Raw genomic sequence first — 12737 nt, forward strand, 5'->3', positions numbered from 1 at the left:
CCCCGCCTGACGGCATTGGCGGATCAAGGCGCGCGCCGGCGTGGCCCTGTCCGGGTCGGTCACGATTTCGTCTGCTGCCAGAACACCGTATGGGCAGCAACCAGGGAAACGGCGGCAATGGCAAGCAACGCCAGAAGCGGGCCGCTCGCCTCGGACAGGCCATAGCTCTTCAGGAAGATGCCCTTTGACATCGCGATGAAATGCGTGAGGGGATTGACCGCGCTCAGCCAGCGCAGCACGGTCGGCATGTTTTCCACTGGCGCCAGATAGCCGGACAGCACGACCGACGGCACCATGAAGCAGAAAACGCCGAGGAACGCCTGCTGCTGGCTGGTCGAGATCGCCGAGATCAGCAGGCCGACGCCGGAAAGCGCCAGCGCGTAGGCGAAGGTGGCGAGCGCCAGCAGCCACACCGGCCCGGTGAAGGGAACGCGGTAGAGGAAGACGGCGGCAAGCGCGATGATCCCGCCCTGCGTCATCGAGACGAGAACGCCCGGCACCGCCTTGCCAAGCATGATGTAGGCCGGCGTCAGCGGCGTCACCAGCAGCTGGTCGAAGGTGCCCTCCTCCCGCTCGCGCGCGAGCGACAGCGCCGTCACCAGCAGGCAGCCGACGGTTGCGATGATGGCCACGAGGCTCGGCAGCACGAACCAGCGATATTCGAGGTTGGGATTGTAGAGATTGCGGACGACGAGCGTCGCCGGCAGCGTCTGGCCGGTGCGTTCCTGCGCGAAATCCGCGACGATCTGCTGGATGTAGGAAAAGGCGATCTGCGCGGCGTTGGATCGCCGTCCGTCGATCAGCGCCTGCAGGCTCACCGGTTGTCCCGTCAGAACCTTGCCGGAAAAGTCCGGCGGGATACGGATGGCGAGAAGCGCCGCCTGCGCGTCGATGGTCTGCCGCAGCATGTCGCCGTCATGCACGGCCCTCACCTCGCTGAAGGCGGAGGCCGCCGCGAGGCGCTGGACGAGTTCGGTCGCCACGGCACCCTGATCCTCGTTCAGGATCGCGAGCGTTGCGTTGCGTACCTCCAGCGTGGTCGCGAAGGGAAAAATGGCGAGCTGGAGGATGAGCGGCGTCAGCAGCATCATGATATTGCGCCGGGTGGCCAGAAGCTGCTGCAGTTCCTTGATAACAAGAGCGGCGATACGGTTCCACATGGGCCTCACCCATCCAGCCTGCGGCGCGTCCGCCACGTCGTGAGGCCAAGCCAGAAGATCGACGAAACCAGCAGGAAAAGCATGTTCGGCAGGAGAATGGCCCACACGTCGCCCGCCTGGAACAGCGTCTGCATGATCTTCACGAAGTAGCGGGCGGGAACGAGATACGTGACCGCCTGCACAGCCGCCGGCATCGAGGCGATTTCGAAGATCAGGCCCGACAGCAGGGCCGAGGGCAGAAAAGCGGCGTTGAGCGCGCCCTGAGCGGCGTTGAACTGGTTGCGCGTCGTGGTCGACAGCAGAAGGCCGAGCCCCAGCGCGCTGCCGAGGAACAGGCTCGTCGACAGCAGCAGGATGGCGATCGAGCCCCGGAAAGGCACGTTCATGATGAAGACGGCGATGAGGACGCAGATGGCCATGGCCAGCATGGCCAGCACGTAATAGGGCAGGCTTTTCGACAGAAGCAGCTCCGCGCGGCGCATGGGCGTCGCCAGCAGCGCTTCCATGGTGCCCCGCTCCCATTCGCGGGCCACGACGAGCGAGGTCAGCAACGCGCCGATGATGGTCATCACCACCGAAATGGAGCCGGGAATGAGGTAGTTGCGGCTGATGGTGGCGGGATTGAACCAGTAACGCGGCTCGATGGAGATGGCCTCGCTGAAGGGCACGCCGTAGGCGTCGGCCCTTGCGGCGAGCCAGCTTTCATAAAGGCCCCGCGCGTAGCTCGCCACGAAATTAGCCGTGTTGGGCTCCGACCCGTCCGTCAGCACCTGCAGGCTCGCCTCGCCGCCGCCAGCCTGCACCTTCGCGGTGAAATCCTGCGGAATGACGATGATGCCGCGCAATTCCCCGCGCGTCAGTTTCTCACTGATCTCGGCCAGCGTGTCGGCAAAGACGGGCTCGATGTACGGCGAACCCGCCGCGGCGGCTGCCAGCCGCACGGCTTCGACGCCGCGATCCTCCATCACCACGCCGACAGCCAGCCTGTTGGTGTCGAGCGAGATGCCGAAGCCGAAGATGAACAGCAGGACGACCGGCAGGACGATGGCGATGAGCAGGCTGCTCGGATCGCGGACGATCTGCCGCGTTTCCTTCACGCAGAGAGCGGCGAGCCTGCGGAACGAAAAACCGGGGGAAGAGGGAGATGCCCCCGCGGGCGCCGGCGGAGTAGGTGTCATGTCGCCCTGCCCTCCTTGTCACGCTGCGCCTCGTCGTCGCGCTGGATCAGGCGGATGAAGGCGTCCTCGAAGGTGGGGTCTGGCAGATCGTCGCTCGCGACCTGATGCTTCAGCGCGTCGGGCGGGCCGGCGGCGATCATGCGTCCGCGATAGATCAGGGCGATGCGATCGCAATACTCCGCCTCGTCCATGAAGTGCGTCGTCACCATCACGGTGACGCCCTTGTCGACGAGCGCGTTGATATGCATCCAGAATTCGCGCCGCGTCACAGGGTCGACGCCCGACGTCGGCTCGTCGAGAAAGAGCAGCGGCGGTTCGTGCATCAGCGCGCAGGCCAGCGCGAGCCGCTGCTTGAAACCGAGCGGCAGTTCCCCTGCGTTGGTGCGCCGGTAGCGCACCAGATCGAAGCTCTCCATCATCTGGGAGACCTTCTTCTCCCGCGCTTGCCCTTTCAGGCCATAGATGCCGGAGAAGAACAGCAGGTTCTGCTCGACGCCGAGGTTGCCGTAGAGCGAGAATTTCTGCGCCATGTAGCCGAGTTTCTGGCGCGCCTCGCCAGCGCTGCGCTTCAGGTCGATGCCCATCACCTGCGCCTCGCCGGAAGTCGGCGTCAGCAGGCCGCACATCATGCGGAAGGTGGTGGACTTGCCCGCGCCGTTCGGTCCCAGCAGGCCGAAAATCTCGCCGCGCCTGACGTCGAAGGTGACATGGTCGGTCGCCGTGAAATCGCCGAACTTGCGCGTCAGCTCCCTGGCACGGATCACCGCCTCCGCATCGACGCCTTCGGGCAGTTTCACATCCGGCATGGTGCCGGCGAGAACGGAACGGCCGTCCGGCCCGCCGCCCACAAGGTCGATGAAAGCATCCTCCAGACGTGGTTCGACCGGGACGGCCTTCGCGCCCGCCTCGCTCGCCATCAGGCCGGCATCCGGCATTGCGGTGCCTTCCTTCAGCACGAGGCGGACGCTCTCACCCTGGATCACGCCGTCGACCACGCCCGCGCTGCCGAGCGCCTTGCGCAGGAAATGGCGGCGGTTGCCGGACAGGTTCCGGACCTGCACGCAGCGCCCCCGCATCCGTCCGATCTGTTCGGCCGGCGTGCCGGCGAAGATCAGCCTGCCCTCGTTCATCAGGCAGAGTTCGTCGCAACGCTCGGCCTCGTCGAGATATGCCGTGGCCCAGACGACCGCCATGCCGCCCTTGGCGAGGCTCGTCACCATGCCCCAGAGATCCCGGCGCGAGATCGGATCGACGCCCACGCCCGGCTCGTCAAGGAGCAAAAGCTCCGGCGTGCCGATCAGCGTGCAGGCCAGGCCGAGCTTCTGCTTCATGCCGCCCGAGAGCTTGCCGGCGAGGCGCTCCGTGAACCGGCGAAGGTCGGTGAAATCGAGCAGCCGCTCGAACTGCACCTTGCGCGCCTCGCCGCCCACGCCGCGCAAATCGGCGTAAAGCACGAGGTTTTCCATCACGGTCAGGTCCTCGTAGAGCCCGAATTTCTGCGGCATGTAGCCGACCTTGAGATGCAGGATCCCCGCGTCGGCGACCGGATTGAGCCCGAGAACCGCCACCGATCCGGCGGAGGGTTTCAGCAGGCCGGCCATGATGCGCATCAGCGTCGTCTTGCCCGCGCCGTCGGGGCCCGCAAGCCCGGTGATGATGCCGGAACGGATGGCGATATCAACCTCCGCAAGGGCGAATTCGCCTTTGCCCTGTTCCGGGTAGCGATGGCCCAGACCCCGGAGCAGGACGGCCGGCTCGCTCATGGTTTCGGCTGCGCCTCGTCCGCGAGGCGCACCGTCACCGGCATGCCCTGCCGCAGCCGGTCGTCGGCGTTGTCGACGACGATGCGCAGCCGGTAGACCAGCGCGGTGCGCAGATCCTGCGTCTCCACCTGCTTCGGCGTGAACTCCGCCCGCGGCGAGACGAAGCCGACCGTGCCGGCGTAGGGCTCGCCGGGACGGGCATCCGTATAGACGAGCACCTTCGTACCCGGCGCAACGCGGCCGAGATCGGGCTCCCGTGCGTAGGCACGCACGCGCACCGGGCGATCCAGCGAGAGCGTGACGACCGTCGTGCCGGCGGCAACCATGGTACCGGGCTCGACGGCGCGCGTCAGGACGGTTCCAGCGCTCGGCGACGCCAGTGTCGCGTCGTGCAGCTGCAGGTCCGCCGCATCGCGCTGCGCCTGCGCCGCCTGCCGCTGCGCCGCCGCCTGCGCCAGTTCCTCCGGGCGGGCGCCGTTGCGTGCGGCGAGGTAGGCCTGCTGCGCGGCTTCAAGCCCGGCATTGGCCTGATCGCGCGCCGCGCGCGCGTTGTCGAGCGCCTGCCGGGAGCTTATGTTCGTCGTCTGCAATGTCCGCTGGCGCTCGAACGTCGTCTGCGCGTTGGCCGCAGCGGCGCGAAGGCCTTCCGCCTGCGCCCCGAGCCTCGCGATGTCCTCGGCGCGCGTACCCGCCTTCAGAAGCGCCTCGTTCGCCTGCGCGGCGGCGAGCGCACCATCCGCCTGCGCCAGCGCCTGCCGGAGCGGCTCGGGGTCAATCCGCGCGACGACCTGCCCGGCGACGACACGGTCGCCCTCGTCCACCTCCACACGGTCGACGCGCCCGGCGACCCGGAACGACAGGTTGACCTCGCGGATGTCGACGTTGCCGCCGAGCGTCAGCACCTGCCCCCGGGGTTGCCGGCTATCCCAGTAATACGCCCCGCCGCCGGCCAGAGCGGCGGCGATAAGCAGGATGATGAGGGTTCCGTGCTTCATGTCGAAGGATTCCCGATACCTGTGAACACGATAATGACCTGCCAGTCATTTTTCAATGATAAAATGACTGGCAGGTCATTTTGTTTCATGCCACTATCCGCCTGTGACGGAACAGCTCATGACAGACCAGCAACGCCCCGACGCTCCGGAAACATCCGCACCGGCGGAACCCGAAGCGGTGAAACCCGCATCCGACCGTATGCGCCTTAAAAAGCAGGTGAAGCGCGCCGCCATCCTGCGGGCGGCCGTGGACGAGTTCACCGAGAGAGGTTTCGCGAACGCGCGGCTTTCTTCGGTGGCCGAGCGGGCCGGCGTCGCCAAGGGCACGCTCTACCTGTATTTCAGGAGCAAGGAAGACCTCTTCGCAGGCGTCGTGCACGAGACGCTGCTGCCGCCGGAAGGAGACCGGGACGGAAAGAGCGGAACAGACGCCTCCCCAGTCGAAGCCTTCCGTGCCTTCATGCTCGGGGCCGTGGCGGATTTGCAGAATTCCGGCAGGGCGGGCGTCGCGCTCGTCGCCCTGACAGAAGGACATCACTTCCCGCAACTTGTGGATATCTACATCCAGGCGGTTCTGGAGCCGATCCTGCAGCGCATCTCGAAGCTGATGGAGGACGGAAGCACACCCCGGCTGGACGCTATCCGCCGCTTTCCCCAGCTCCTCGTTGCCCCCGTTGTCACCGGTCTGCTGTGGAACAGGTTCATGACCAAGCACCCGCCGGTCGATCTCGTCGAGATCGTCGACGCGCAGCTGTCGCTGGTCCTCGGAGACGCGGAACGGCGCGAGGACGAGCCGGACGAAGCCACCGGAACGGAACGTTAACCGACAGCGCAAATATCGCTGCCCGCGCCCCGGCTTTGTGTTATGAAGGCCGCTACCGAGGGGTGCCCCGACAAGGGGCTGAGATACTGCTGGCCCGGAATCCGTCGATAACGCGCAGCGCAGTGACCCTTTGAACCTGATCCGGGTCATGCCGGCGAAGGGACGGGTCTGTTAGCCTCACTCCTTCGCCGGCCTCCCATGCGAGGCCGCCATGAATACAGCAGAAAACACGGAAAACCCCGCCCCTTCTCCGGACGGCCGGGCACGCGGTCCCGTCGCGGCGGTCATCGCCGTCGTGTTTCACGAGGGTCGGGTGCTGCTTGTGCGGCGGGCGAATCCTCCCGACGCCGGCCTGTGGGGATTCCCGGGCGGGAAAATCGAAGCAGGCGAAGCGATCGCGGACGCAGCCGTACGCGAGCTGCTGGAAGAAACCGGCGTCCGTGGAGAGGCGCGGCGCGTGCTGACCGCCCTCGACGCCTTCGACCGCGCGGCCGATGGCCGGCTTCGCCGTCACTTCATCCTGATCGCCGTCCTTTGCCGCTGGATAGCGGGTGAGCCCGTCGCGGCGGATGACGCGCTGGAAGCGCGGTGGTTCACTCCCGATGAACTCGACGACGCCAGCCTGCCGCTGAGCCGCGACGTGGCCGACGTCGCGCGGCGAGCCGCGGGCATTGCCGAAGACAGTTTGCCATGATCGCCAGAAAAGGAACAACACGATGAGCGACGACACCTTCACCGAAATCCTGCGCCGCGCCAACGAAGCCACATGGTCGCAGGCCGTGCAGCACCGCTTCGTCCGGGAGCTGTTCGACGGCGCCGTTCCCGATGGCGTGATGGCGCGCTATCTGATCCAGGATCACCGTTTTCTCGACAGCTTCCTGACGCTTCTGGGCGCAGCGATCGCCACCGCGGACAGCTTCGAGGCGCGGTTGCGCTTCGGCCGCTTCGCCGGCATGGTCTCCGGCGAGGAGAACACCTATTTTCTGCGCGCCTTCGAGGCGTTGGGCGTGAGCGAGGCGCGCCGCGCGGAAGAGCCGGACACGGCGCCAACTGCCGGCTTCAAGGCCCTGATGCGGGAGGCGGCAGGCACGCGCGACTATGCTGCGGTGCTCGCCGTGCTCGTTGTGGCGGAATGGCTCTATCTCGACTGGGCCTCCCGCGCGCCGCAGCCGCTGCCGGACAACTTCGTCCACGCCGAATGGGTGACCCTGCACGACAATCCGTTCTTCCGCGATTTCGTGGCTTTCCTGCGCGGGGAACTCGACCGCGTTGGACCGCAGGCGAGCGACACGGCGCACGATTTCTTCCGCCGCGCGGTCGCGCTCGAACTGGCGTTCTTCGACGCCGCCCATGACGTTTGAGGAGCACACTGACATGACTGTTTTCGAGCGCCTGAAGGAAGCCGCCCGCGAAGACTGGACACGCTATGTCGACCACGCCTTCATCCGCAGGATGGAAGCGGGAACCCTGCCGGAGGCGGTGTTCCGCGCCTATCTCGTGCAGGATTACCTGTTCCTGATCCAGTTCGCGCGCGCCTATGCGCTGGCGGTCTACAAGAGCCGGTCGCTGGAGGACATGCGCACGGCGCAGACCACGCTCAACGTGATCATGGACGAGATGAAGCTGCACGTGCGCCTGTGCGAACGCTGGAACCTGTCGCCCGCCGCGCTCGAAGCCGCGCCCGAGCATCAGGCAACTGTTGCCTACACGCGCTATGTGCTCGATTGCGGCCTTTCGGGCGACCTGCTCGACCTGCATGTCTCGCTCGCCCCCTGCGTGATCGGCTATGCAGAAATCGGCAAGCGGCTCGCCCCGGCGGTGGACGCTGCCGCCGACCATCCCTACCGGGAGTGGATCGGCGAATATGCTGGCGCGTGTTTTCAGGAAGCGGCCGGCGCTGCCATCGCCCACATCGACCGCCTGGCGGAACGCGCACTGACGGCGCGGCGCTTCGACGAACTCGTAGGCATCTTCGCCAAGGCATCACGCCTGGAGGCGGATTTCTGGCAGATGGCGTTCGACATCGCTGAGGAACGGCGCAACGATCCCGCCGGATAGCGCTCTCAGGGCTTGTAGGCTTCGATGCGCTCGGCCGTCAGGGTATAGCCGATCTCCGCCAGCTCGGTTGCCGTCGCGGCGGTGGCGAGCGCGCCCGTCACCCGCACGGGCTCGAACAGGTCGCTGATCTCATAGGGGCGCGCGGTGGTGACCAGCACGAGCTGGTTCGCGGGCGGCGGCGGCACGTGAATGCAGGCGCCGACATACGGCACAAGGATGAACGTCACGACGCCCGTGCCCGAATGTTCGAGCGGCACCACGAAACCCGGAATGCGCACCGTCTTGCCGTTCCACTCAGTCCGCACTCCCGACGAGACCGGCTGCTGGCGGGCGAGAGGCGCCGCGTCGTGCTGGATCACGCCGCTGAGCGCGGGCGGACGGGACGGCACGCCCGCAGGAAGCAGATCGTCCCACGTCAGTTCGACAACTTCCTTCGCGCGGGCCGGCTCCGCGAGGAGCAGGCACGCGGCCAGCCCGCCGCCGAAGCCGCGCCGGGAGAGACTGTTGCTCATGTTTGCGCACCTCATATTTTCACCATCATGCCGTCGGCCAGCGAAAGCCTGTAGGCTCGCAGGGCCGGAAGCAGGCTGACCAGCGTGGCCGCACCCACGACACCGAGCAACACCAGAACTTCGCGCACGCCGGGCGGCTCCAGCGGTAGCCAGAGGCCGAAGGCCGCGTCGATCCACGGCTGTGCCACGGCCAGCGCGGCGTAAAGCAGGGCTGCGCCCAGCATGGCGCCGATGGCCGCCATCAGAGCCGCTTCCAGCACGAAAAGCCCGAGGATCGTCGCGGGACGCGCCCCCATGGCGCGGAAGATCGCCATCTCGCGCCGCCGCTCGTTGAGGCTCGCGAAGATCATCGCCATCATGCCGATCAACGCGGTGATGACCACCATGGCGGATACGCCGACCAGCGCCGTCTCCGCCACGCCGACGATCTGCCAGAGTTCCTGCAGCGCCAGCCCCGGCAGCACGGCGAGCAACGGTTCCTCGGGATACTGATTGATCCAGCGCTGGAGCTGGAAAACCTGCAGCCGCGACCGCACGCCGACCATGGCGGCCGTGATGGCGGTAGGCGTCAGATCCATCTGCCGGATCGCCTCCACCGGCGTCGTCTGGCCGGGTATCTTCGCGCCGCTCTTCCAGTCCACGTGGATGGCCTCGATCGCCTCCAGGCCGACGATCACGGTGCGGTCGACAGGCGTGCCGGTCTTCGCCAGAACGCCGGCAACGCGGAAGGGCTGGTCCGCATGCTCCGAGAAGGAGGCGAGGCCATGCGCGACGACGATCGGATCGCCGACCGAATAGCCGAGCGTCGCCGCGACGTCGGCGCCGACCACGGCGTCGTAAAGATCGTCGAGCCCCCGCCCCTGCGCGAAGGCGAGCGAGCGGCCGCCGCGATACTTGTAGCGCACGAAGAACTCCGCCGTCGTGCCCATGACGCGGAACTGGCGATGGCTGTCGCCGAGCGAGATCGGCACGATCCACGCCACCTCCGGCCGGGCAGCGATGTCCCGGTAGCTCTTCCACGTCACGTTGTTGGTGGCGTTGCCGATACGGAAGACGGAGTAGAGCAGGAGCTGGACCGAACCCGAGCGCGCGCCCACGATGAGATCGGTGTCCGAGATCGTATCGGCGAAGCTCGCCCGCGCGCCCGTGCGCACCTTCTCGACGCCGAGAAACAGGGCAACCGACAGCGCGATGGCGAGGATCGTCATGCCGACGGTGAGCGAGCGGGCAAGAAGCGAGGCAAAGGCAAGGCGCAGGATCATGCCGCCATCCTCCCCGTCGTGGCGATGCCGGACAGGTCCAGGACGCGGTCGAAGCGCGCGCCCAGCCGCTCGTCGTGGCTGACCATCAGCAGGGAGGTGCCGCCCTCCCGGCACCGGGCGAAGAGCAGGTCGAGGAAGGCGTTCTGCGTGCCGGCGTCCAGCGCCGACGTCGGCTCGTCCGCCACGATCAGCGGCGGACGCCCGATCAGCGCCCGCGCGACCGCGACGCGCTGCTGCTGGCCGACGCTGAGCCGCCCGGCCGGTACCGTGAGCAATTCGGTGGCGAGGCCGAGCGCCGCGCACAGCCGCGTCGCCTCTGCCCCCGCGTCGCCCGCCCGTGCGCACCGCCCGGGCGCGAAGCGCAAAGGCAGCAGGATGTTGTCCCGCACCGTCGCATAGGGCAGCAGGTTGAACTGTTGGAAGATGACGCCTATCTGCTCCGCGCGGAAACGGTCCCGCGCGCCCGGTGCGAGCGACGCGAGATCGGTGCCGCAAACCCGGACGCTGCCGGCCTCCGCCACCACGATCCCGCAGATGAGGGAGAGCAGCGTGGACTTGCCCGAGCCGCTCTCGCCCAGCAGCAGCACGGTCTCGCCCCCGTTCACGGCGAAACGGGACACGTTGAGGCTGAAGGACGCCCGGCCCGGCCAGCGAAACCGGACATCCTCAAGAACGAGTATCCTGTCCGTACCGGTCAAGATCAGAGCTGCCCCTTGAGATCGAGAACCGGCGCATCGCGCCCCACCTCGAAGCTCTTCGCCCCCTTTTCCGAGATCAACCGGATTTCAAGCTCGCGCGCATTCGGGAAAAGCTTGAAGTAGGCGAACTCGATGCCCGTGAGCGCCGCGGGGCTGGCACACGTCAGCACGTAATTCGCACGGAACTCCGTGTGCTGCGCCTCATGCCCGTGATCGGCGTGCTTCTCGCCCTCATGGGGCTTGTCCTCATGGGCCTTGTCGTCGTGGGCCTCGTGTTCGTGCTCTTCCTCGTCCACGAGCCGCGCGGCCGCTTCCGTCACCACACATTGCGCGCCGCCGGGCAGCACGAAAAGCTCCAGCGGCTTCTCCAGAACGGCAATCGCCTGGTCCAGCGCGGCGCGGTCCCCGGCGCTGCTGGCGGCATGCTCGAAACCGACGATATCCGCGCCCGGGGCCTCAAGCCCGATGGCGATCCGGCTGCCTTCGACGGCAATCTCAAGCCGGCCTACGCCGTGCTCATGCGCGCCGAGTTCGCGATGCTCCTGCGCCAGCGCGGGGGAGACGGCAACCGTGGCGAGAAGCGCGATTGCAAGGCGTTTCATGGAAATTCCTTTTCCGGTTACTGCGGTTTCCCTGAGGTAATTCATGGATCCGGGTCCTCGATGGCGGAAAGCGGCAGACGCCGCGCAGGAACGTCGTCTTGCGCGGACCGGTATCGATCACGACGCTTCCGGGCGGTTTGGCATCTGTTGCATACGTTACGTTATTATGTTTTAGCCAAGTTACGTTATATGATAACGTCATACTTTTTATGACACGGCGAGCGCACGCGCCAGAACGTCGAACAAGCGCGCGTCCGTGGACTGCGCGACGTTGAAGCGCAGAAAACCGCTCGCCGTCCGCGACTGGCTGAAAGCATTGCCAGGGGCGAGCACCACGCCCTCCTTGAGGCAGGTGCGCGCGATTGCTGCGGCATCGATACCGTCCGGCAGCCGACACCAGAGGAACATGCCCGCCTTCGGCACGATCCACGGCGTGATGCCGATGGCGCCGAGGCGGGCAACCGTCGTTTCCATCGCGCCCGCCAGCCGCGCGCGCACCGTTTCCAGGTGCTTGCGGTAGCCTCCGTCCGTCAGCGCCGCGAGCAGGATGCCGGCCGCCAGCCGCCCTCCCCCGAAACTGGTCGCGATCTTGATGTCCGCAAGGCTTTCGATCCACTCAGGCCGCGCCGCGATATAGCCGCAGCGCACCGACGCCGAAAGCGTCTTGGAGAAGCTGCCGATATGGACGACGCGCGCGAGCCCGTCGAAGGCGGCCAGTCGCGGCGCCGGCGTCAGCTCGAAATCGGCGAAGATGTCGTCTTCGACGATCACGAGGTTCGAGCGCTCGGCGAGCTTCAGCAGCCTGTGGGCCGTCACCGGCGAAAGAACCGCGCCGGTCGGGTTGTGGATCGCCGAATTGGTGATGTAGAGGCGGGGCGCATGCGCCTGAACGGCCTCGGTGAATGCCTCGATGTCCGGCCCGTTCGGCGTGTAGGGCACACCCACGGCCTTCGCGCGGTGCGCCTTGAGCAAGGCGTGGAAGTTGAAGTAACAGGGGTCGTCCACGATCACAGCATCGCCCGGCTCCAGCAGGAAGCGGCAGATCAGGTCGATGGCCTGCGTGCCGGATTCGGTGAGCATGATCTGCTGCGGCGCGGCCTCTATGCCGCTGGCCGCCATGCGCCGCGCGAGGACCCCGCGCAGCGCCGGCAGGCCGAGCGGTGTCGCATAGTCCGCGAGTTCCCCGTTGCCGGCCCGCGCCAGCGCACGCAACGCCCGGCGCATCCCGGCCTCGTGCATCCATGAGGCGGGCAGCCAGCCGCATCCGGGCTTGAGCACGCCGTCGTCCGCCTCCAGCGACTGGCGCGATATCCACAGCGGGTCGACCTCCCGGTCGAGCTTCGGCTCGATTTCCGCCAGCGAGAATGGCGCGAGCGGACCCGAGACGTAGAAACCGGAGCCCGGCTGCGAGCGGATGATGCCCTCCGCCACCAGCCGCTCATAGGCCTCGACCACGGTCGAGACGGAAACCTTCATGGCCCGCGCCTGCAGCCGCACGGACGGCAACCGCGCCCCCGTCAGCAGGGAGCGCGCGGCGATCCGCGAGCGGATTACCGCCATGACGGCCTCAATGCGCGTTCCCGTGCGTGACTCCTCCGGTTGCTCGTCCATCTGTAATGCCCTCCTGACCATAACAGTTCGGTGTGATTGTATTGAACTGTCTCTGGCAAGTCGATGCCGTCGTGC

13 protein-coding genes and 1 riboswitch are annotated in these 12737 nt (G+C 66.9%); of the genes, 4 read left to right on the forward strand and 9 right to left on the reverse strand.

The annotated features are described in order from the left end of the window. Nucleotides 1-59 precede the first annotated feature (59 nt). The 4 genes from ACFFJ7_RS15785 to hlyD are packed head-to-tail and all read right to left on the reverse strand — an operon-like array spanning nucleotide 60 to nucleotide 5096. Nucleotides 60-1160, reverse strand: a complete 1101-nt coding sequence (locus ACFFJ7_RS15785; protein ID WP_166955339.1) for an ABC transporter permease — start codon at nucleotides 1158-1160, stop codon at nucleotides 60-62. A gap of 5 nt (nucleotides 1161-1165) precedes the next feature. Further along, nucleotides 1166-2338 (reverse strand): ABC transporter permease, encoded by a 1173-nt coding sequence (locus ACFFJ7_RS15790; RefSeq protein ID WP_377593552.1) that lies wholly within the window; start codon nucleotides 2336-2338, stop codon nucleotides 1166-1168. Beyond that, nucleotides 2335-4101: an ATP-binding cassette domain-containing protein gene (locus ACFFJ7_RS15795; protein ID WP_377593554.1), complete on the reverse strand. Its 1767-nt coding sequence runs from the start codon at nucleotides 4099-4101 to the stop codon at nucleotides 2335-2337. Before ACFFJ7_RS15795 ends, ACFFJ7_RS15790 begins: the two co-directional genes overlap by 4 nt. Then, complete coding sequence (gene hlyD / locus ACFFJ7_RS15800; RefSeq protein WP_377593556.1) at nucleotides 4098-5096, reverse strand: secretion protein HlyD; 999 nt, start codon at nucleotides 5094-5096, stop codon at nucleotides 4098-4100. The genes ACFFJ7_RS15795 and hlyD overlap by 4 nt, the downstream gene beginning before the upstream one ends. Before the next feature lie 118 nt (nucleotides 5097-5214). On the opposite strand from hlyD, the gene ACFFJ7_RS15805 reads away from it, so the two are divergent. From ACFFJ7_RS15805 to tenA, 4 genes are all read left to right on the forward strand, one after another. Beyond that, on the forward strand, nucleotides 5215-5919 hold the full coding sequence (locus ACFFJ7_RS15805) for a TetR/AcrR family transcriptional regulator (protein ID WP_377593558.1): 705 nt from the start codon (nucleotides 5215-5217) through the stop codon (nucleotides 5917-5919). 48 nt (nucleotides 5920-5967) lie between these two features. Then, nucleotides 5968-6099: riboswitch (TPP riboswitch) on the forward strand. A 31-nt stretch (nucleotides 6100-6130) separates the two neighbouring features. Continuing rightward, the gene (locus ACFFJ7_RS15810) at nucleotides 6131-6613 is read left to right on the forward strand and encodes an NUDIX hydrolase (protein WP_377593560.1); all 483 of its coding nucleotides are present in this window, start codon (nucleotides 6131-6133) and stop codon (nucleotides 6611-6613) included. A 22-nt stretch (nucleotides 6614-6635) separates the two neighbouring features. Next, entirely contained in the window at nucleotides 6636-7280 is a 645-nt protein-coding gene (locus tag ACFFJ7_RS15815) for a TenA family protein (RefSeq protein ID WP_377593561.1), read from the forward strand. Nucleotides 7281-7293: 13 nt separating this feature from the next. Further along, entirely contained in the window at nucleotides 7294-7977 is a 684-nt protein-coding gene (gene tenA / locus ACFFJ7_RS15820) for a thiaminase II (protein WP_377593563.1), read from the forward strand. A 5-nt stretch (nucleotides 7978-7982) separates the two neighbouring features. On the opposite strand, the gene ACFFJ7_RS15825 is transcribed toward tenA, so the two are convergent. The 5 genes from ACFFJ7_RS15825 to ACFFJ7_RS15845 form a co-directional block, all read right to left on the reverse strand. Further along, nucleotides 7983-8489: a DUF3299 domain-containing protein gene (locus ACFFJ7_RS15825; RefSeq protein WP_377593565.1), complete on the reverse strand. Its 507-nt coding sequence runs from the start codon at nucleotides 8487-8489 to the stop codon at nucleotides 7983-7985. A gap of 11 nt (nucleotides 8490-8500) precedes the next feature. After that, complete coding sequence (locus ACFFJ7_RS15830; protein WP_377593567.1) at nucleotides 8501-9751, reverse strand: ABC transporter permease; 1251 nt, start codon at nucleotides 9749-9751, stop codon at nucleotides 8501-8503. Beyond that, on the reverse strand, nucleotides 9748-10449 hold the full coding sequence (locus ACFFJ7_RS15835) for an ABC transporter ATP-binding protein (protein WP_377593569.1): 702 nt from the start codon (nucleotides 10447-10449) through the stop codon (nucleotides 9748-9750). Before ACFFJ7_RS15835 ends, ACFFJ7_RS15830 begins: the two co-directional genes overlap by 4 nt. A gap of 2 nt (nucleotides 10450-10451) precedes the next feature. Then, complete coding sequence (locus tag ACFFJ7_RS15840; RefSeq protein WP_377593571.1) at nucleotides 10452-11051, reverse strand: DUF2796 domain-containing protein; 600 nt, start codon at nucleotides 11049-11051, stop codon at nucleotides 10452-10454. A 207-nt stretch (nucleotides 11052-11258) separates the two neighbouring features. Beyond that, on the reverse strand, nucleotides 11259-12662 hold the full coding sequence (locus tag ACFFJ7_RS15845) for an aminotransferase-like domain-containing protein (RefSeq protein WP_377593573.1): 1404 nt from the start codon (nucleotides 12660-12662) through the stop codon (nucleotides 11259-11261). Nucleotides 12663-12737: the final 75 nt, after the last annotated feature.

This window comes from Pseudochelatococcus lubricantis, assembly GCF_042432495.1.
Classification (GTDB): Bacteria; Pseudomonadota; Alphaproteobacteria; order Rhizobiales; family Beijerinckiaceae; genus Pseudochelatococcus; species Pseudochelatococcus lubricantis.